We start from the raw sequence: 20,248 nt of genomic DNA, 5'->3' as shown, positions 1-20,248 counted from the left end.
TTTGAGAGTAGAAATCCGGTATGCATTTTTGCATTATACAATTCCACTACTCTTTTAATTATAAGCTATTTTAGAAAATTGAATTAATATCTTCAATCATATCAACAACAGCCTGACGTGAAGCATCTGCGTAATTTGCTTCTCCAAATTTAGCATATTTATCCTGCTTGTATGCACAAATTATACCTCTTGAAGAATTTACAATTGCTCCTAATCCATCTTCATTAAAGTATGGTTTTAATCCGTCTGCTGTTCCACCCTGTGCACCATATCCCGGTACAAGAATGTAACTCTTTGGCATAACCTTTCTAAGAACTTTTCCCATTTCAGGATATGTTGCTCCTACAACAGCTCCAACATAACTGTAGTCATCTCCCATTATGTCTTCGCCCCATTTAGCAACCTGTTCACCAACCCATTCGTAAAGTGGTCTTCCATCAATCATTCTATCCTGAAATTCTCCACTTGATGGATTTGATGTTTTAACTAAAATGAATAAACCTTTCTTTTCTTCTTTACATACATCCACAAACGGCTTAATACCATCTGTTCCAAGATAAGGATTTACTGTAGCAAAATCTTCATCAAATAATGAATATGTATTATTGCCAACCTTAACTTTTCCAAGATGTCCTGTTGCATAAGCGGCAGAAGTTGAACCGATGTCTCCTCTTTTAACATCTCCAATAACTACTAAATCCTTTTCTTTTGCATATTTTACAGTCTTGTCAAATGCAACCAATCCCGGAATTCCAAATTGTTCATACATTGCAATCTGTGGTTTTACTGCAGGTATTAAATCGTATGTTGCATCGATAATTCCTTTATTATACTGCCAAAGTGCTTCTGACACACCCTCAAGTGTTTCTCCAAATTCAGCATATGCCTTATCTGTAATGTGCTTTGGTATGTAAGATAACATTGGGTCTAATCCTACAACTACAGGTGCATTTGTTTCTTTAATCTTTTTTACAAGTTTGTTAATCATTCTATTCTGCTCCTTTATGCTTTATATTAATTTACTTATCTTTCTTCTTCAGGCTCCTTAACAATCTTTCCACCTAAAATTGTCCATTTAACTTTTCCTGATACTTTTGTTCCTCCAAATGGAGTATTTCTTCCTTTAGACTTAAATTCATTTACATCAATAATGTATTCCTCATCCGGATTGATAATTGTAATATCGGCTACTTTTCCTTCGTCCAATGAACCTTTGTCTATTCCTAATACTTTAGCAGGATTATAGCTCATCTTTTCAGCCATCTGCATAGGTGTGATAAATCCTGGTTTAAGCAAATGAGTCACTGTTAATGGTACTGCTGTTTCCAATCCTACAATTCCAAAAGGTGCTTCTGTTATGCTTCTTGCTTTTTCCTCTGCACTATGTGGTGCGTGATCTGTTGCAATTACATCCATAACATCTTCGCTAAGTCCCTTTATAAGTGCGTCAACATCCTCTCTTGTTCTAAGTGGAGGATTCATTTTATAATTTGCATCTGCACTATCCATATCATCTGTACTCATGGCAAAATGATGTGGACATACTTCTGCAGTAACTTTAACTCCGTCTTCTTTTGCTTTTTTAACCATTGTTACACTGTCTTTTGTTGAGCAATGGCACAAATGTAATTTAGCCCCTGTTTCTTTTGCAAGCAAAATATCTCTTGCCACAATTATATCTTCAACAGCGTTACTAATACCCTTAACTCCAAATTCTTCTGATTTGTCGCCCATATTCATTACACCGCCATTTACTAAATTGATATCTTCGCAATGAGCTAATACCGGCACATCCGCTTTAACTGCATTTTTCATTGCATCACGATATACATTAGAATCCATAACAGATTTGCCATCTTCACTTATTGCGCAAACACCTGCCTCTTTAAGTTCAAATACGTCTGTTATTTGTTTTCCTGCCATTCCTTTTGTGACAGAACCTACAGGAAGTACATTTGTATATCCTGCTTCTTTTCCTTTATTTATAATATATCTGACCACTTCTGCATTGTCAGTAACAGGTTTTGTATTTGGCATGCAACATACAGATGTAAATCCACCATTAGCTGCCGCCATACTTCCTGTTATTATATCTTCTTTATAAGTAAGCCCTGGGTCTCTAAAATGAACATGTAAGTCTATAAGTCCCGGCATTACAAAACATCCCTTAGCATCAATCACCTTATCAGCTTCTTTTTCGATGTTTTCCCCTTTTTCAACAATTACTCCGTCCTTAACATAGACATCTAATACTTTGTCCATTTTCTCAGACGGATTAATTACTCTTCCGTTCTTAATAAGAATTGTCATATATACCTCTTTCCGGCCGCCTGTTTTCAGGCAGAATACGCCATCTAAAAGTATATCAAATAAATGTATTCGTTTCAAGGCAAGTAAAAGAAAATGAAATATATAAAGTTCATAGCTATTTTGCATTATTTTATGTTATTATTATTTTATCTATTGCCAGTATGATAGTTTAGTGTTATACTTCATCTAGTATTGATAACTATATGTTTTTTTACAAAAGATTCTTTTATCTTAAGGAGTTTAGTTTTATGTATAAAATAATTAGCGATAGCGCATGTGATTTATCAAAAGAATATGTTGAAAAGAATGACATTACAGTTGTTCCTTTTTCTGTTTCTTTTGACCAGGAACATTATTTAAAAGACAGCATTGATATAACAAGAGATGAGTTTTACACAAGGCTTGTTAATGAAAATGTTTTTCCAAAGTCATCACTTCCATCAGTTGAAGAATATATGGATACATTTTTAGAATATGTTAAACAGGATATTCCTGTTATATGTTTAACAATTTCTCTTGTTCTTAGTGGTTCTTATAATTCAGCAAGAACAGCTGCTGATTTAATTAAGGAAGACTACCCTGATGCAAAGATTGCAGTATTTGATTCTAAGCAAAACACTGTTACACAGGCATTATTAGTAAATGAAATTGTAAAGATGAAAAATGACGGTCTTAGTTTTGAAGAGTCTGTTGAAAAAATTGACAAATTAATTCCTACAGCAATCATTTTCTTTACTGTTGGTTCTCTTGATTATCTTAGAATCGGTGGTCGTATTGGAAAGCTTGCTTCAATTGCAACAGGTAAATTAGGAATCAAACCTATCATCTTACTTAAAAACGGTGAATTAGGTTTAGGCGGAATCGGCAGAAGTCGTGCTAAGTTGAAGAAAGCTGTTTTGGATACTGTTAACAAGCACTTTACTGACAACAATTTAAGTAAAGATGATTACAACTTCAACGTTGGTTGGGGATATGATAAAGAGGAAGGAGCTGAATTCTTAAAAGATGCTGAAAGCACACTTGGAGTAAAATGCTTAGACGAACTTAATGTTGATATCGGTATGACAACCGCTGTTCACACAGGTCCTTATCCTATAGGTGTAGGTATTATTCAGAAATACGAAACTTTAAAATAGATATATATTACAAGAAGTAAATGTTTATACACTTGGGGTTCACCATATTTTACAAAGATTCAAAGCATGTGCCAAAAGGAGCACAATAAAACTTGGGTTACCCCCATTCTTTACAAAGAGCCAATAAAACCAAAAGCCTCGCAATTTGCGAGGCTTTTGGTTTTATTCATCTATATCTCTGCTTTCTGTATCTATAATTGCATTATCATCTACCCATCTTCTAATTTTACCTGATACAGTTAATGTTGTAATTAAATCTACAACTCCTGAGTATGTTAAAATTATTCCTGTAATTCTTGTAACAAATACTGCTGTGTTCTGAGGATTAATTAATATTACAATTCCTAATAATACATTAACAATTGCCACTATAAGTAAAAATACCCAATGTGAATCCATTCTTTTCAAATCCAAAGCATTTTCAATTTTCATAATTCCACTTATCACTATAATTATTCCAACTATAAACGGAATGATTGATATAACAAAATCTTTTTTTACAAGAACAAATATTGCAGCAACTATAAAAATAATTCCAACTACAAGTTCATATTTATAAAAATCATTTATCAAATCTCTTTTTCTATATTCAAGTAAATATCTTATTGCTAAAAGTAAAAATATAACCGCTATTATATAACAAATTGTATTCAATATGCTACTTGGATAAATCATCATCAAAATGCCCATTAATATACATAACAAAGCATAAATTACCATTTCCCATTTAAGACTTTTCAAATAATTCATATCGCATCTTCCTTTTCAATATGAGCCCGGATTACTCCGGGCCCATAATTTTGTTTATTTTTATTATTTACAATATAAGTGTTTTTATTATTTAAAATACTTAACTCCGGCTTCAAATACCTTAAGATCCTGTTCGCCATAAATATTCATAGCTACTGAGTTTCCTTTTCTTTCGATATGAGCCATCTTTCCTAAGCATCGTCCGTCCGGAGATGTAATACCTTCAATTGCATAATATGAACCATTTACATTCCATTCTTCATCCATCGTAGGCTGTCCCTGTTCATTTACATACTGAGTAGCAACCTGACCGTTAGCAAATAATTCTTTAATACATGCCTCCGGTGCAACAAATCTTCCTTCACCATGTGAAGCAGGATTTACATATGTTCCACCAAGTTCTGCTAACTGTAACCAAGGTGATTTATTTGACACAACCTTTGTATAAACCATCTTAGATACATGTCTGTTAATTGTGTTGTATGTTAATGTTGGTGAATTTTCATTCTGTCCTGTAATCTGTCCATTTGGAACTAATCCTAACTTAATTAAAGCCTGGAAACCATTACATATACCAAGTGCTAATCCATCTCTTTCATTTAAAAGTTTATGAACAGCTTCTTTAATCTTTTCATTTCTAAATGCTGTAGCAAAGAACTTAGCTGATCCATCCGGTTCATCACCTGCACTAAATCCACCTGGGAACATAATAATCTGTGACTGATTAATGCTTTCTTCAAAGATTTTTACTGAATCTCTGATATCTTCAGGTGTAAGATTCTTAAATACCTTTGTAATAACTTTTGCGCCTGCATTTTCAAACGCCTTAGCACTGTCATATTCACAGTTAGTTCCTGGGAATACAGGAATAAATACTGTAGGTTTAGCAATCTTATTCTTGCATACATAAACACTTCCTTTATCGTATACAGGAGTATCGATAACTGATGTGTCTTTATGACTTCTTGTTGGGAATACTTTTTCAAGTGGTTTTTCCCATGTCTTAATTGCATCATCTAATAAAATTGATTCTTCTCCATATTTAAGTGTAGCATCATCTGTTGTTTCACCGATTAATACATAACTTACATTTACATCATCAATCTTATCAGCAGGTATTTCTGCAATTATATCACCATATCCAGGTGCAAATAAATCTGCTCCAGGAATCTGTCCGCTGACAGAAACACCAATCTTATTACCAAATGCCATCTTACTTACTGCTGGAATAACACCTTTACTATCTAATGCATATGCTGAAATTATAGTTCCATTCTGAATCATTTCATGAATTGCATCATATAACTTCATCATACATTCGTAATTTGGCTTTTCGTACTGGTCTCTGCATATTTCAAATTTAACAATCTTACTTCCAACTTCTTTAAATTCGGGTGTAATAATATCTTTTTCTTTTGCAACATCTACCGCAAATGAAACAAGTGTTGGAGGAACATCAATATCATTAAATGTACCTGACATACTATCCTTACCACCGATTGATGGAAGACCAAATCCCATCTGAGCGTCATATGCACCAAGAAGTGCTGCAAATGGCTGGCTCCAACGCTTTGGATCTTCTGTCATTCTTCTGAAGTATTCCTGGAATGTAAATCTAATCTTCTTATAATCACCACCTGTTGCAACTACCTTAGCTACAGAATCTACTACTGCATAAATTGCACCATGGTATGGGCTCCAACTTGAAAGATATGGATCAAATCCGTAACTCATAATTGTTACTGTATCGCATTTACCTTTAAGTACAGGAAGCTTAGCTACCATTGTCTGAGTTTCTGTTAACTGATATTTACCACCAAATGGCATAAATACTGAACCTGCTCCAATTGAGCCGTCAAATTTTTCTACTAATCCCTTCTGTGAACACTCATTTAAATCTGATAATGTTTCTAACCATTTTTCCTTAACATCATCAACCTGAGGTTTCTTGAAGAAGTTCTTATCTTCATCCGGCATTTCAACTTCTACTGTTGTTTCCTGATGAGCTCCGTTTGTATCGAGGAATGCTCTTGAAATATTAACTATCTCTTTTCCTCTCCATTCTAATACAAGTCTAGGTTCTTCTGTTACATATGCTACTTCTGTTGCTTCAAGATTTTCTTCGTTAGCATATTTTAAGAACTGTTCTACATCTTTAGGATCTACAACAACTGCCATTCTTTCCTGTGATTCTGAAATTGCAATTTCCGTACCATCAAGACCTGCATATTTCTTAGTTACTTTATCGAGGTTTACATGTAATCCGTCTGCTAATTCACCTATAGCAACAGATACACCACCTGCACCAAAGTCATTACATTTCTTAATTAAATAACTTACTTCTTCACGTCTGAACAATCTCTGTAATTTACGTTCTGTAGGTGCATTACCCTTCTGAACTTCTGCTCCACAGCTTTCAATTGACTGTTCTGTATGAATCTTTGAAGAACCTGTTGCTCCACCACAACCGTCTCTTCCTGTTCTACCACCTAATAAGATGATAATGTCACCCGGGTCAGAATTTAATCTCTGTACTGCACGTCTAGGAGCTGCTCCCATAACCGCACCGATTTCCATTCTCTTAGCAACATAATCAGGATGATAAATTTCCTTAACATATCCTGTTGCAAGACCAATCTGGTTACCATATGAACTATAGCCATTAGCTGCTCCCTGAACAATCTTCTTCTGTGGTAATTTACCCTTTAAAGTTTCGCTCATTGACTTAGTTGGATCAGCTGCACCTGTTACACGCATTGCCTGATATACATATGTACGTCCTGACAATGGATCTCTGATTGCTCCACCTAAACATGTTGCAGCGCCACCAAATGGTTCAATTTCTGTAGGATGGTTGTGTGTTTCATTCTTAAAGTTAACAAGCCATTCTTCTTCCTTGCCGTCAACTTCTACAGGCACAACAATACTACATGCATTTATTTCATCTGATTCTTCCTGGTCGTCTAATTTACCTTCCATCTTTAACTTACGCATAGCCATAAGTGCTAAATCCATAAAGCAGACAAACTTGTCCTTTCTACCCTTGAAAACACTTTCTCTTGTTTCCATATACTCTTCGTATGTCTTAACAAGTGGACTATTAAAATATCCATCATCAAATGTAACATCTGTAAGTTCTGTATTAAATGTTGTATGACGGCAATGATCTGACCAATATGTATCTAATACTCTTATTTCTGTTATTGAAGGATCTCTGTCTTCTTCATTCTTGTAATAATTCTGAATGTGAAGAAAATCTTTAAATGTCATAGCAAGTCCTAAAGAATCATATAATTCTTTAAGTGGTGCTTCCTCCATATCCTTAAAGCCATCGAATATAATAACGTCTGCAGGTTCTTCAAATTCTGTTACAAGTGTTTCAGGTTTTTCTAAACCTGTTTCTCTTGAATCTACAGGGTTAATACAATATGACTTAACCTGTTCAAACTGTTCATCGCTCATATGTCCTTCTAAAACATATGTTGTTGCACTTTTAATTACAGGCTTCTCGTCTTCATTTAAAAACTTAACACACTGTTCTGCAGAATCAGCTCTCTGATCAAACTGTCCCGGCAAATATTCCACGCTAAAAATTCTGTCTGTTTCGTTAAACGGAAAATTTTCTTCATAAACATTATCAACCGGTGGTTCAGAAAATACTGTTGTTAATGCTTTCTTATAAGTGTCTTCAGATAAATTCTCAACATCATATCTTACTAAAACTCTTACGGCATCCAATGTGTTGATTCCTAAATAACCCTTGATATCCTCTGTAAGTTCCTTGGCTTTAACAGCATATGGCTGTTTCTTTTCCACATAAACTCTCTTTACCTTGCTCATGAGTTCCTCCTGAATAGTAGTTTTATTATGGATTATGTCATTGCGACATAACCCATACTTATTCGATAGTATAGCACTTTTTTTTTAATAAGTACACTTTAAAAATGTTTTAATTAAATTCATTCATATGTTTTCTATACCATTTAGGGACGTGACTCATCTGACACTTTTCATTTCTTCTCTCTTCTATCGCTATCGCATCAAAAAATACTTTCCACAATTCCTCATAATCATCATCTATATCAATCTGGTCAATCACTCTATCTAGCTCTTCTCCGGATACAACTATTGTTTCACTTTTATACCTGTGAACTAGCGCTTTTTTTCTAATATCATCATATATAATCCAGTTTTCTTCAGGATATCTGCATGTAAAATGATTCTCAATTAATAGTAAAACATCACACTTAGGACTTATTGTGCCAAATAAAAATTTACCGTTAATTTCTTTAAATCTTAATATTTCTCTGAATACATTCGCCTCATTAGAAGCCTTTCTTGCCAATTCCATTACGGTCATTACTCTATTTTCACTAAGCATCTTAGTAGTTCTACTACCTGCTCTAAATCCCACTTTAAGGAATTCCAAAATAGCATTCCCGCGATTCTTATCATAATGATGTGCTGCCCTGAAAACATATTCATATGCTTCAACCGATATCTTCTGCTGAATTGCCTGTGCAACACTAATTGCCTTCTTTACGTTAGTCTTACAATTAATGTTCTCACAAAACAACTCATATGCATAATCATCTCCCGGATAAATCTTTACTTTATTACCCTTAAGCATTAAAACCCATCCGTCATATACAGCAGTCATAATTCCATCAAATGAGTCATCACATACAAGAGTTATTTCCTTAAATTCATTCATCAGTTCACCCCCATATCAAATATATTCATCTGCGTATAAGTAATATTATTATCAATGGCATAAGTATTCTTTCTGTCACTATCCGCTATTGAACGTGCTATATAATCCTGATTCATATTAAGAGGCATCATTGTCTTTCCGTTACATGTTATAAAAAATGCTGCTCTTTTTAATGCAACACCCATCTTCTTTAAATTAGAAAACTCCAACTTACCATATCGTCTTGCTGACACAATTCGTTTTGCAGACTTTACACCAATTCCCGGAACTCTTAACAACGTATAATAATCTGCCCTCATAATCTCCACAGGGAACTGTTCTATATGATTAATAGCCCAGTCGCACTTAGGATCTAACGCCATATTAAAATTAGGCTTCTCTTTGCTTAATAATTCACCTGCCGTAAAGCCATAATATCTTAACAACCAATCCGCCTGATACAATCTATGTTCTCTAAGTAAAATGCTATGACCTCCCAAAGATGGTGCCTCTATATTATGATTCACATCTACAAATCCTGAATAAAACACTCTCTTAAGTTTAAACTTCTCATACAATGTAGCTGTTACATTTAATATCTGGTAATCTGTTTCTCTTGTTGCTCCAATAATCATCTGAGTGCTCTGCCCTGCCGGGACAAATTTAGAACTCTTATAGCCTCCATATTTCATTGGATAATGATATCCGTCATTCTTCCCCGGAAGCAAATGACCCATTCCATCTTTAATCTGCTTCATGGGTATAATTATATTCTTATGATGCTTATTCGGTGCAAGTTCAGAAAGGCTTTCCTGCGTTGGCAATTCTAAGTTGGCACTCATTCTATCAACAAGAAAACCCAATTTTTCAATAATTTCAGGTGATGTACCCGGAATTACTTTTACATGTATATAGCCATAAAAATGATGTATATTTCTCAATTTCCAAATTGCTTCATAAATAAGTGACATTGTATGATTAGGATTCTTAACTATTCCCGAGCTCAAAAATAGCCCTTCTATATAATTTCTTCTATAAAACTCTATGGTTAATTTACAAACTTCATCAGGTGTAAATGTTGTCCTCGGCACATCATTAGAAACTCTGTTAACACAATACTTGCAATCATATATACACTCATTAGTAAATAATATCTTAAGCAGTGACACACATCTTCCATCCGCCGCAAATGTATGACATATTCCACACGCATGAGTATCTCCAAGTCCACTTCCCTTATTGCTTCTGTCGACACCACTACTTGTACACGCCACATCATACTTGGCAGCATCTGTCAATATTCTTAACTTCTCTGACATGCTAAGATTATGAGTAACATTAACTTCCACGGAATCTGTATTAAATTTACTGTCATCAATAACGCTGGTTTTATTATATGTAGCATCATTAAGATCTTTACTTAAATTGTCAATACTAATTACGTCTGATTTATTACTCAATTCCATGCTATCCATGTATGTGTCACCGCCTTTCTCTTTCTCGAACATATGTTCTAATATGATAATAACACCCTTTTGCACAATTTGCAATAGCCAAATTCTGTAACTTTTTTTATTGAGTAATACATTATTAATGAAAATTTAATATTCATAATGTTATTTTTTTTTTAATTTGTGCTAAAATAAAATTATACGAGGCTAGGGTAAAGAGTGCGTAGCACGAAACAATCCGTAGGTATCAACGTTGGAGTTTCTAAGCCCACTTGAGTTTACTCATACTCGGTTGGAAAAACTTGGGGCGGCTAACTACAGAAGAATTTATACAAAAGTTTTAGACTTAAGAAGGAGGAATTACTATGCCCTCATTATATGCTCATAACAAATTTGGCAAACTTGTAATTAAAAATTTGCCCGTTGAATATAAAGAAATTATCAGAAGATATCCAAATTCATTCAGACTTGGACTTCAGGGCCCTGATTATCTATTTTTCTACAGAGCCTTTTCAATGAACAAAATTAACCAATATGGTGTTAAGCTTCACAAATCCGATGCTTACACATTTATGCTTAATTCCATTGATGTAGTACATAAATATGGAATTCACAGTGCAGAATTCAGTTATATCATGGGATTTATATGCCATTTTACATTGGACAGCATTTGTCATCCCTATGTTAATTTAAGTATGAATGAAACAGGTTGCGGTCACATAGAAATTGAAGGTGATTTGGAGAATCTTTTGCTTTCAAAAGATGGTTTTAAACCTGAACGCTACCCAATGCACAAACTTGTTTCTACAGATTATGCCACCGCCAAAAGTGCTGCTGTATTTTATAAAGGACTTTCAACAATTGCTTCACATAAATGCATGCGATGGATGCGACTTATTAAGCATTTATTTGTTGCTCCTAGAAAGCCAAAGCAAAAAATAATTGACATTCTCATGCGTGGAACATTTCATTATAAATCTTTTAAAGGTCACATGATTGAACCTGAGGCAAATAAGAAATGTCGTAAAAATACAATTGAATTAGAAAAAATGTTAAGAGATTCTGTTCCTGTGGCTGTATCACTTATAAAAAACTACAGAAAAGTATTGTCCGGTTCAGTTGCTTTGTCACCAAGATTCCATTATGACTTTAACGGTAACAGGCTTAATTAAAATAAATAAAACAACGGGTAAATAGCCAGTCAAGCTATTTACCCGTTGTTTGTTTCAATTCATAAAAATACCTTTCGTATTAACACTAAAAGTATTTTGTCTGAAATATGTTTATTTTCATTTCTGTTTTTTAACTATTTCATTAAGCAAAGCATTTGCTACCTCGTCTTTAGACATAATTGGCAACTCTTTTACTTCATCCTTAGTAATAATTGTTACTATGTTTGTGTCTGTTCCAAATCCGGCACCTTTAACTTTTAAGTTGTTTGCAACAATCATGTCGAGATTTTTCTTTTCAAGTTTTGCTTTTGAATTTTCAAGCATATTTTCAGTTTCCATGGAAAATCCACATACAAACTGTTTTTTCTTGTTAGGAGCAAGCGTTCCAATGATGTCCGTTGTTCTCTCTAATTCTATTGAAGAATCTCCTTCTTTTTTCTTAATCTTGTTATCCGCAGGATTAACCGGACGATAATCGGCAACTGCCGCACTCATTATGAGAATATCCTGATTGTCAAATTCAGCTGCTACTGCTTCGTACATATCCTGTGCACTTTCGACATCCACAACTTTAACAAAATCAGGTTTTTCTATAGAAGTATGTCCACTAACCAAAGTTACATCTGCACCTCTAAGCATTGCATTTTTTGCAATTGCATAACCCATCTTTCCTGTAGAATGATTGCTGATGAAACGAACAGGATCAATTTTTTCTTTCGTAGGACCCGCAGTAACTAAAATCTTTTTGCCTTTCAAATCTTTTTCAAATGCTAGTTCTTTCATAATATATGAAAGAAGCACTTCAGGTTCAGGCATTTTTCCACTGCCGGTAGTTCCACATGCAAGATATCCTACTGCCGGTTCAATAACTTCATAGCCATAATCCTTTAGCTTTTTAAGATTGTCCTGAACAATAGGATTTTCAAACATATTCGTGTTCATTGCAGGAGAAATATATTTAGGACATTTTGCTGCCATAATAGTTGTTGTAAGCATATCATCCGCAATTCCATTTGCAATCTTTCCAATTACATTTGCACTGGCAGGAGCCACCATAAATATATCCGCTTTCTGTGCTAATGACACATGTTCAACCTGAAATTCAAAATTTCTGTCAAATGTATCTACAAGGCATTTTGTTCCCGTAAGCGATTCAAATGTAATAGGATTTATAAAATTTGTTGCATTTTTAGTCATTATAACATTTACATCTGCATGAAGTTTTACTAAAGCGCTTGCCAAGCTTGCAATTTTGTATGCTGCTATGCTTCCTGTTACGCCTAACACTACTGTTTTTCCTTTTAACATAACGGTTCTCCTATTTTTCTAAATCAAATATTCTTCCCTATTTTATCCTATTTTTCTAAATCAGGCAATCTCCCATGTTTTCTATTTTTCCAAGTCAAATAATCTTCCATGTTTTTCGTAATTTGTAAGTCTTGTAATTTTGTTGTCATCATCTACGAAAACAACCTTTGGCTTGTTTTCTTTAACTTCCTCAGGTGTCATCTGTGCATAACACATAATAATTACCTTATCGCCTAATGATACACAATGTGCTGCTGCTCCATTTAAGCAAATCATTCCTGAACCGCGTTCACCGGCAATTGCATAAGTTTCAAATCTATTTCCATTATCTACGTCAGCAATCTGAACTTTTTCATATTCTAAAATTCCTGCTGCATCTAATAAATCCTCATCAATTGTTATGCTTCCTACATAATCTAATTCTGCCTGTTTTACTGTTGCACGGTGTATCTTACTTTTTAACATTTCTATCTGCATTTTTATTTCCTTCCGCTTTTATTTTTACATTGTATTCCGTCTGCCATGCCCCATTCTAAAATGCTCCGCATTTTATCATGGACGGCTGCGCCGTATACCTGCATTTTTTTTGCCATGCCCCATTCTAAAATGCTCCGCATTTTATCATGGACGGCTGCGCCGTATACCTGCATTTTTTTTGCCATGCCCCATTCTAAAATGCTCCGCATTTTATCATGGACGGCTGCGCCGTATACCTGCATTTTTCTGCCATGCCCCATTCTAAAATGCTCCGCATTTTATCATGGACGGCTGCGCCGTATACCTGCAAATAATTTTTTTCATATTTGAGAGCAAGCTCTCATCTGAAAAAATTATTTGCAGGTGCATGGCTTGGCTTAATCCCATATGGTATTGTCTATTAATCTTGTCTTTCCGATGTAAACTGCCATAGCTACTAGCATTGGCTTCTGTACTTTCTTAACCTGCTGCATTGTTAAGCCATCAACCGCTTTAACATAATCAATTTTAGCAAGTGGTTCCGTTTCAATATTTTTCTTCATAGCTTCAACAATCTTATCCGCATCAGTTTCACCTGCTTCAAGCATTTCTCTTCCAAGCTTAACTGTTCTGCTTAAAATTAAAGCTGCTTTTCTTTCTTCTGCTGAAAGATATGTGTTTCTTGAACTCTTTGCAAGTCCATCTTCTTCCCTTACAATAGGGCAACCGATAACTTCAATATCAAAATTTAAATCCTGTACCATATGCTTAATAATCGCTAACTGCTGAGCATCCTTCTGGCCAAAATAAGCTCTGTCAGGGTTTACGATGTTAAATAATTTGCTTACTACTGTACATACACCTCTGAAATGAACAGGTCTGCTAAGTCCACATAATTCTTCTGTCAACACTGACATATCAACGTATGAACTAAAACCATCTTTGTACATTTCTTCAGGTTCAGGATTAAAAATCAAATCTGCGCCAAGGCTTTCACAGAATTTGCTATCCTTTTCTAAATCTCTTGGATAACTTTCCAAATCTTCTGTTGGTCCAAACTGCATTGGATTTACAAATATGCTGACTACAACTTTATCATTTTCTTCTCTTGCTTTCTTTATAAGACTTCCATGTCCTTCATGAAGATATCCCATTGTTGGTACAAATCCAACTGTCTGTCCTTCCTTTTTCCAAGTCTTTACATTTTCTCTAACTTCTTTAATTGTTTTTACTACTTTCATTGTTCGTCCTCCTGTAATCTGTATTGCCTCTCCATTCGGTCAGCGGCTATTCGTCGGAAACATTTATAGAAAATGAACTTCGTTCATTTTGTTTCCTCCTGTATTCTGTATTGCCCCTCCCTTCGGTCGGCGGCTATTCGCTTTTTGCAATTCTTTAATATAATTTTCCGATTACTTCATCATCTATTTTATATGAATGTTCTGCAGCAGGAAATGTCTGATTGTTAATTTCCTCTTTGTACTGTCTGAATGCATTTTTCATTACTTCACCAACATTTGCAAAATTCTTAACAAACTTTGGAACGTAATCTGTAAACATTCCAAGCATATCCTGATATACCAAAACCTGTCCGCTACAACCTGCTCCTGCTCCAATTCCAATTGTAGGAATTGAAAGTTCTTCCGTAATCTTTGTAGCAAGCTTTTCAGGAACACATTCAAGTACAAGCATTGAAGCTCCTGCAGCTTCTACTGCTCTTGCATCATCTATTAATTTCTGAGCTGCATCTTCTGTCTTTCCCTGTACCTTATATCCACCAAGTGCGTTAATTGACTGTGGTGTAAGTCCCAAATGAGCGCAAACCGGAATTGATGCTTTAACAATAGCTTCTATCTGTGGGCAAACTTCTTTTCCGCCCTCTAATTTTACCATCTGCGCACGTCCCTCTTTCATAAGTCTACCTGCATTTACAACTGCATCATATACTGATGACTGATATGACATAAATGGCATATCGCAAACGATTAACGGGTTCTTTGCCCCTCTTGCAACAGCTGCGCAGTGATGAATCATATCTTCCACTGTTACGCTGATTGTATCTTCGTAACCAAGCATTGTATTTCCAAGAGAGTCACCTACTAAAATTGTATCAACTCCTGCCTCGTCCATAAGCTTTGCTGTTGAATAATCGTAACATGTAAGCATTGCAATTTTTTTATTTTCTGCTTTCATATTCTGAAGTGTTGTTACTGTAGTTTTCATTTTAATATTTCCTCCATCTCACTATAATCAATATTTTTATCTCTGTTCTCTGCAACTTTTAAAACTTCCAAAGACACTGCCTTATATGTTCTTTTTTCATCATCATTAAGGCATTCCAAATGTTTTTTTACTGTGCCTATATCATTTCTCTGAATAGGTCCTGTAAGTGCATTAACCGTTCCGTCATTAATAATATGTTTGATATTTCCCATAACGATAGGCGTAATTGCCTCATGAGCACTTTTTTCATCAAATCCACATTCCTTAAGCAGATTTTCACTCATGTTAATAAGTCCTACCACAAGATTACTGCAAACAGCTGCCGCAGCATGATATTTGACTTTATCTTTTTTGTCTATGGTAATAACTTTATTTCCCAGATTTTCAAATAGACTAATCATCCGGTCTAAATATTTTGTATCACCTTCAATTGTAAAATAACTATTGGAAAGCTCTTTGTAAGAATCGTATTTATTACTTACTGCAAAGAGTGGATGGATGGAGTAACCGTAACAATTCATGTCGGTTATATCCGAAAAGACATCTGACGACATAGCGCCACTACAATGACAAATAATCTTATTCTTAATGTGCTGACTTTTCAACTGATTCCATACAGACTTAATCTGCCCATCAGATACCGTCAAAAAAATCACATCACTATCCGCTATTAAATCATTGATTTCTTTGTATTCTTTACTGTTTGTAAATTCTGCTGCTTCCACAGCATCATGTTCAAATTCACTGTAATAGCCACAAACATTCTGACCATTTTCAGCAAAATATTTTCCAAGGGAAAAGCCAACTTTCCCTGCTCCTATAAATCCAATTTTCATGGCATCCCTCCTAACCTTAGTTACGGGATAATGAGTCCGATTTTCTAAAATGAAATATCGGCTATGCACACTCAAATTATTAATATAAGAAATTGTCTTTTGGTATAGTTTCTTTCGAATACCATCCATTTAGCCACAATATAACTGTGGTCTTTCCTCGAGACACTCTATCACAATTACAAAAATTTCGCAAGGGTATCTACATTTTGAACTTTTAAATATAGAAAAAATATATAGCCTTAAAATAAGAATAGCCTGCCATCTTTCAATGTTATTCTTATAACCTCTATAATTTGTTGTTCAAAATATTGATTTATATAATTAAATATATTATACTTATCACAGCATTTGAAAGTAGGTGTAATTGTGGCTGAACGAAATTATTTTATTAATGGAATAACTGAATTACTTATTTTATCTTTTTTAAAGAATCACGATGCTTATGTATATGAGATTACTAAAAGCATTGAAGAGAAATCAGGTGGACTTCTTTCTATTTCTCAAAATACTATTTATACAGCTACATACAAGCTTGAGAATGAAGGAAAAATTAGTGAATATTCTAAATTAGTTGGTAGAAAGAGAACTAGAATTTACTATCACATTGAAGATGAAGGTATTAATTATCTTGAGCAATTATCAAATAATTACAACAATACTATAAATGGTGTTAAGACTATTTTAGATTCACTTAAGTTATATAATTTATGATTATCAGAAATAAAACAACCTTCAAAGATAAGAAACATTTCTATTTTTGAAGGTTGTTTTTACTCTTCTATTTCACTCTCAACCTGTTATTATTCATCTAAATATTCTTCTAAGCAAATTCCTTTACTCATTATTTCTTTTGCTGCTGTTTTACCAACATATCTGTAATGCCATGGTTCATATATTACACCTGTTATCTTTTTCTTATTCTCAGGATATCTCAATATAAATCCATATTTCCAACAGTTTTTCATCAACCACTTTTGAACCGGTGTATTCTCCTGTTCGTTCTCTAACATTTGATAGTTATCATCTACTATATCTACTGCAAGCCCGATTTCATGCTCACTTGTTCCCGGAATAGCCACTACGGTTGCGGCTTCGTTTTTTGCTTTCGTTTGTGAATAACCTTCATTTAAAAGATCATAAATTTTCTGTTCATATAAAATCTTTTGCTTTCTATAGCTTCTATATGATGAACAAATAATAGGATCAAGTCCTTCATCTCTGCAATCATCCATCATTTGCTGTAATTCTTCATAGCATCTCTTATCTATTGCCTGTCCATTCTTCAATTGCACCACATCAATTTTTGCATCACTGTTAATTTTATTTTGATAATTCACAAGAAGCAATTTCCAATCTGATTTTTTAGATAGCTTAGTTGTTTCTATAGTTTTCTCATTTTTATTTGCAGCCCTTACATTATTTTTAGTAATCACAAATTTTCCAAAGTTATTCACACACCCTGTAATAATAATCAATGCTATTAATATTCCTAATACACCTATGCACTTTTTCAATTTAATTTTTCTTAATTTTTTTATTTTATTGTCCCTTTCCTTTTCTTTTCTTATTTTGTATCCATTTTCACTTGTGTACATAAAAAACACCTCACTATGATTTTTTGTTCTAAATCATCATAGTAAAGTGTTTCTAAAAAACGGCTATGTTTTGGCATCGTTTTGGCATCATTTACTGATTAAAATAAACTCCGTATTTATCGGCATTCATATACACTATAATCTGTTTTTTTGAATTATTATCAGATAACATTATTTCTATCTGCCCGTCATTTTTATTATTAATCTGTGCTTCCACTCCATAATATTTTCCAAGTGCTTTTACAATCTCCTCTACATCCGTAAAAAATGGTGTATATTCTACGTTTTCATAATCTATTGAAAATCCACATACAAGCCCTGTTGCATCCTCTATCTGCATGTTTATACTAATTCCCTCAATACCTTCTAAATTACAATTCCATATAACCATTTTAGTTGCAGTTGCTTCACTCATAATTTTTTTCTGCATCTTACTATTTTTTTTGTTCTCATCACTAGCAGTTGCATTGGATGTTCCTGATATTCCATAATTCAAATTATCATTTACATATATTGAATTTTGTGAGTCCTCTATATATAAATCTGCTGATTCATTATGATACTCTATATTCTCAAAATCTAAATCGAGAGAACAGTATTGTTTTATAATTTTCAAAAATGCTTTTTCCTGTTCGTATATTTCAGCTCTGCTTTTTTCCATACCACTTACTATTTCGCGCGAATAGTAAAAATTATTATTTGCTATATTGTTTAATATATTAAATATTTCATTCTCAGTTTTAAATTCAATTTGATTTATGTTATATTTAGATACTTTTCCCTGAAGAATTTTATCCTGATATGTTAAAACTGTTTTTGGAAAAAGAGCACCGACAGTTATCATTATGGCAACCAAAGCTATTGTTTTAATTCTATACCACATTTATGCTCTTCCTCCCTTCAGTTCTACCGTTACAGTTGTTCCTTCATTTTCTTTACTTTCAAATTTAATATCGCCATTATGAACTTCTACAATTTTTGCACACAGCGCCAATCCTAATCCGGCTCCACCCTGTTTTCTTGAACGTGATTTATCAACTCTGTAAAAAGCTTCTGTTATGTGTTGTAATGCTTCCGGCGGCATTCCTTTCCCATTATCCTTTACGATAATTGAACAACCACTATCTGTCATTTTAACTTCTACACTAATTATGCCATGCCCGTTATCAGTCATTGCTTTTCTACTATTATCCATTAAATTAATTATAAGGGAACGCACAAGGTCCGGTTCTAATAGGCAGACTCCTTTTTCGTAGTTATATTTTAATGTAATATTTCTTTTCAAATAATCAGCTTTAAGATTTTCTACTAACTGTTCAACTATTTTCCCCGGCGAAACTAAAACCAATTTCACCTCACTATTTTCAGTTACAAATATGTCCAATAGTTTTAGTGACAATCTTTCTAATCTCTTGCCCTCTGAAAAAATATAATTTGCTGCTTCTACCTGTTCATCCATTGTCAGTGCCTGACTTCGTAACAAATCCGCATATCCTATAATTGAGGTCATAGGCGTCTTTAGTTCATGAGTAAAATTTCCTATAAACTGATTCTGACTTTCCATTGTATCCTTCAATTCAATTATATTATTTTCCAGTTTGTCCGCCATTTTATCAAATTCCCTTGCCATTGTTCCTATTTCATCTTTTGTCTTTATTCTTGAACGATACGAAATATTACCTGCGGCAATTGCTTTTGATGTTCTTGACAATCTTACTAATGGTCTTGTCATTATAAATGAATTGCTGTACGAAAGTATTCCACATAAAGCAATCATTATTGCAAATACTTCATAATATATTTGCTGTAGTTTATCCCTTTCTTCATATATCGGTGAAATATCATATGCTACATCTAAATAACATTTTTCTTTTCCTACTTTTAATGCCCCTGAAACTTTAAGATATTTTTCTTTATCATTTCCTGCTATTACTTTTGTAATGCAACTTTTCTCGTCGACATTTTTCTTTGATTTTGTACTTTCTAATAAACTTCCCGATTTATCTTTCATTTTTCCATCTTTATACAATTCATTTTTTTCTGTATAAATATGTATTCCAGCCCATGATGTATTTCTTTGAGTTGACATTTCCTTAATTGTATTTGATATATCTTTGCTGTCAGCCCACGCTTCTACACCATTTACTACTTTTAGTGTATTTAATATCATTTCATATGACTGGATTGCACTTTTCTTTTCCCTATCCAATGCGCTGTTAAATGAGTTCAATATCAGTGCACTTGAGCCTGCACCAAATATAATTGAAAGTATACTTATCATGCATACAACTACTTTGGTTCTAAATTTCATTCCGTTA

Annotated in this window: 18 protein-coding genes; 3 read left to right on the top strand and 15 right to left on the bottom strand. The window is 33.8% G+C overall.

Annotation, left to right across the window (positions count from 1 at the left end):
- Window positions 1–70: 70 nt before the first annotated feature.
- Complete coding sequence (pyrF, locus tag CCC31_RS02145; RefSeq protein ID WP_022089770.1) at window positions 71–988, bottom strand: orotidine-5'-phosphate decarboxylase; 918 nt, start codon at window positions 986–988, stop codon at window positions 71–73.
- A gap of 35 nt (window positions 989–1,023) precedes the next feature.
- The gene (locus tag CCC31_RS02140) at window positions 1,024–2,310 is read right to left on the bottom strand and encodes a dihydroorotase (protein ID WP_118565333.1); all 1,287 of its coding nucleotides are present in this window, start codon (window positions 2,308–2,310) and stop codon (window positions 1,024–1,026) included.
- Between the two features lie 248 nt (window positions 2,311–2,558).
- Between CCC31_RS02140 and CCC31_RS02135 the strand changes: the two genes are divergently transcribed.
- The gene (locus CCC31_RS02135; RefSeq protein WP_290849253.1) at window positions 2,559–3,446 is read left to right on the top strand and encodes a DegV family protein; all 888 of its coding nucleotides are present in this window, start codon (window positions 2,559–2,561) and stop codon (window positions 3,444–3,446) included.
- Between the two features lie 162 nt (window positions 3,447–3,608).
- Here CCC31_RS02135 and CCC31_RS02130 read toward each other — a convergent pair whose 3' ends face one another.
- From CCC31_RS02130 to CCC31_RS02115, 4 genes are all read right to left on the bottom strand, one after another.
- Window positions 3,609–4,196: a DUF308 domain-containing protein gene (locus CCC31_RS02130; RefSeq protein WP_118565335.1), complete on the bottom strand. Its 588-nt coding sequence runs from the start codon at window positions 4,194–4,196 to the stop codon at window positions 3,609–3,611.
- A gap of 87 nt (window positions 4,197–4,283) precedes the next feature.
- Window positions 4,284–8,036: a phosphoribosylformylglycinamidine synthase gene (locus CCC31_RS02125; protein WP_290849251.1), complete on the bottom strand. Its 3,753-nt coding sequence runs from the start codon at window positions 8,034–8,036 to the stop codon at window positions 4,284–4,286.
- Window positions 8,037–8,145: 109 nt separating this feature from the next.
- Complete coding sequence (locus tag CCC31_RS02120) at window positions 8,146–8,910, bottom strand: TIGR03915 family putative DNA repair protein (protein WP_117908757.1); 765 nt, start codon at window positions 8,908–8,910, stop codon at window positions 8,146–8,148.
- Window positions 8,910–10,208: a putative DNA modification/repair radical SAM protein gene (locus CCC31_RS02115; protein ID WP_290849543.1), complete on the bottom strand. Its 1,299-nt coding sequence runs from the start codon at window positions 10,206–10,208 to the stop codon at window positions 8,910–8,912. Before CCC31_RS02115 ends, CCC31_RS02120 begins: the two co-directional genes overlap by 1 nt.
- Before the next feature lie 497 nt (window positions 10,209–10,705).
- On the opposite strand from CCC31_RS02115, the gene CCC31_RS02110 reads away from it, so the two are divergent.
- A complete protein-coding gene (locus CCC31_RS02110) occupies window positions 10,706–11,512 on the top strand; it encodes a zinc dependent phospholipase C family protein (RefSeq protein ID WP_117908755.1) in 807 nt (268 codons plus the stop codon).
- A gap of 117 nt (window positions 11,513–11,629) precedes the next feature.
- Here the strand turns inward: CCC31_RS02110 and coaBC are convergent, their stop codons facing one another.
- The 6 genes from coaBC to CCC31_RS02080 form a co-directional block, all read right to left on the bottom strand.
- The gene (coaBC, locus tag CCC31_RS02105; RefSeq protein WP_290849250.1) at window positions 11,630–12,820 is read right to left on the bottom strand and encodes a bifunctional phosphopantothenoylcysteine decarboxylase/phosphopantothenate--cysteine ligase CoaBC; all 1,191 of its coding nucleotides are present in this window, start codon (window positions 12,818–12,820) and stop codon (window positions 11,630–11,632) included.
- Between the two features lie 81 nt (window positions 12,821–12,901).
- Complete coding sequence (panD, locus tag CCC31_RS02100; protein ID WP_022089761.1) at window positions 12,902–13,297, bottom strand: aspartate 1-decarboxylase; 396 nt, start codon at window positions 13,295–13,297, stop codon at window positions 12,902–12,904.
- A gap of 2 nt (window positions 13,298–13,299) precedes the next feature.
- Complete coding sequence (locus CCC31_RS02095) at window positions 13,300–13,557, bottom strand: hypothetical protein (RefSeq protein ID WP_290849248.1); 258 nt, start codon at window positions 13,555–13,557, stop codon at window positions 13,300–13,302.
- A 117-nt stretch (window positions 13,558–13,674) separates the two neighbouring features.
- Entirely contained in the window at window positions 13,675–14,517 is an 843-nt protein-coding gene (panC, locus tag CCC31_RS02090) for a pantoate--beta-alanine ligase (RefSeq protein WP_022089760.1), read from the bottom strand.
- A gap of 154 nt (window positions 14,518–14,671) precedes the next feature.
- Window positions 14,672–15,499 carry a 3-methyl-2-oxobutanoate hydroxymethyltransferase gene (panB, locus tag CCC31_RS02085; RefSeq protein ID WP_022089759.1) on the bottom strand — a complete coding sequence of 276 codons (828 nt, stop codon included), beginning with the start codon at window positions 15,497–15,499 and terminating at the stop codon, window positions 14,672–14,674.
- Window positions 15,496–16,335, bottom strand: coding sequence for a Rossmann-like and DUF2520 domain-containing protein (locus tag CCC31_RS02080; RefSeq protein ID WP_290849245.1), 840 nt, complete (start codon window positions 16,333–16,335; stop codon window positions 15,496–15,498). The genes panB and CCC31_RS02080 overlap by 4 nt, the downstream gene beginning before the upstream one ends.
- 366 nt (window positions 16,336–16,701) lie before the next feature.
- Here CCC31_RS02080 and CCC31_RS02075 point away from each other — a divergent pair, with 366 nt between their 5' ends.
- The gene (locus CCC31_RS02075; protein WP_290849243.1) at window positions 16,702–17,046 is read left to right on the top strand and encodes a PadR family transcriptional regulator; all 345 of its coding nucleotides are present in this window, start codon (window positions 16,702–16,704) and stop codon (window positions 17,044–17,046) included.
- A gap of 89 nt (window positions 17,047–17,135) precedes the next feature.
- Here CCC31_RS02075 and CCC31_RS02070 read toward each other — a convergent pair whose 3' ends face one another.
- The 3 genes from CCC31_RS02070 to CCC31_RS02060 form a co-directional block, all read right to left on the bottom strand.
- The gene (locus CCC31_RS02070; RefSeq protein ID WP_290849241.1) at window positions 17,136–17,930 is read right to left on the bottom strand and encodes a M15 family metallopeptidase; all 795 of its coding nucleotides are present in this window, start codon (window positions 17,928–17,930) and stop codon (window positions 17,136–17,138) included.
- Window positions 17,931–18,021: 91 nt separating this feature from the next.
- The gene (locus CCC31_RS02065) at window positions 18,022–18,813 is read right to left on the bottom strand and encodes a hypothetical protein (protein ID WP_290849239.1); all 792 of its coding nucleotides are present in this window, start codon (window positions 18,811–18,813) and stop codon (window positions 18,022–18,024) included.
- Window positions 18,814–20,241, bottom strand: a complete 1,428-nt coding sequence (locus tag CCC31_RS02060) for a HAMP domain-containing sensor histidine kinase (RefSeq protein WP_290849237.1) — start codon at window positions 20,239–20,241, stop codon at window positions 18,814–18,816.
- Window positions 20,242–20,248: the final 7 nt, after the last annotated feature.

The organism is Eubacterium sp. LMAG:50, from assembly GCF_008680265.1.
In the GTDB taxonomy this organism is placed as follows: domain Bacteria; phylum Bacillota; class Clostridia; order Lachnospirales; family Lachnospiraceae; genus Eubacterium_U; species Eubacterium_U album.
Note: the sequence above shows the minus strand (reverse complement) of the source record. Positions and strands in the feature narration are given on the sequence as shown.

Bases quoted from the DNA above. Each gene is read 5' to 3' on its own strand.
- pyrF (WP_022089770.1), bottom strand. From the start codon at position 988: ATGATTAACAAACTTGTAAAAAAGATTAAAGAAACAAATGCACCTGTA.
- CCC31_RS02140 (WP_118565333.1), bottom strand. From the start codon at position 2,310: ATGACAATTCTTATTAAGAACGGAAGAGTAATTAATCCGTCTGAGAAA.
- CCC31_RS02135 (WP_290849253.1), top strand. From the start codon at position 2,559: ATGTATAAAATAATTAGCGATAGCGCATGTGATTTATCAAAAGAATAT.
- CCC31_RS02130 (WP_118565335.1), bottom strand. From the start codon at position 4,196: ATGAATTATTTGAAAAGTCTTAAATGGGAAATGGTAATTTATGCTTTG.
- CCC31_RS02125 (WP_290849251.1), bottom strand. From the start codon at position 8,036: ATGAGCAAGGTAAAGAGAGTTTATGTGGAAAAGAAACAGCCATATGCT.
- CCC31_RS02120 (WP_117908757.1), bottom strand. From the start codon at position 8,910: ATGAATGAATTTAAGGAAATAACTCTTGTATGTGATGACTCATTTGAT.
- CCC31_RS02115 (WP_290849543.1), bottom strand. From the start codon at position 10,208: ATGTCAGAGAAGTTAAGAATATTGACAGATGCTGCCAAGTATGATGTG.
- CCC31_RS02110 (WP_117908755.1), top strand. From the start codon at position 10,706: ATGCCCTCATTATATGCTCATAACAAATTTGGCAAACTTGTAATTAAA.
- coaBC (WP_290849250.1), bottom strand. From the start codon at position 12,820: ATGTTAAAAGGAAAAACAGTAGTGTTAGGCGTAACAGGAAGCATAGCA.
- panD (WP_022089761.1), bottom strand. From the start codon at position 13,297: ATGCAGATAGAAATGTTAAAAAGTAAGATACACCGTGCAACAGTAAAA.
- CCC31_RS02095 (WP_290849248.1), bottom strand. From the start codon at position 13,557: ATGGGGCATGGCAGAAAAATGCAGGTATACGGCGCAGCCGTCCATGAT.
- panC (WP_022089760.1), bottom strand. From the start codon at position 14,517: ATGAAAGTAGTAAAAACAATTAAAGAAGTTAGAGAAAATGTAAAGACT.
- panB (WP_022089759.1), bottom strand. From the start codon at position 15,499: ATGAAAACTACAGTAACAACACTTCAGAATATGAAAGCAGAAAATAAA.
- CCC31_RS02080 (WP_290849245.1), bottom strand. From the start codon at position 16,335: ATGAAAATTGGATTTATAGGAGCAGGGAAAGTTGGCTTTTCCCTTGGA.
- CCC31_RS02070 (WP_290849241.1), bottom strand. From the start codon at position 17,930: ATGTACACAAGTGAAAATGGATACAAAATAAGAAAAGAAAAGGAAAGG.
- CCC31_RS02065 (WP_290849239.1), bottom strand. From the start codon at position 18,813: ATGTGGTATAGAATTAAAACAATAGCTTTGGTTGCCATAATGATAACT.
- CCC31_RS02060 (WP_290849237.1), bottom strand. From the start codon at position 20,241: ATGAAATTTAGAACCAAAGTAGTTGTATGCATGATAAGTATACTTTCA.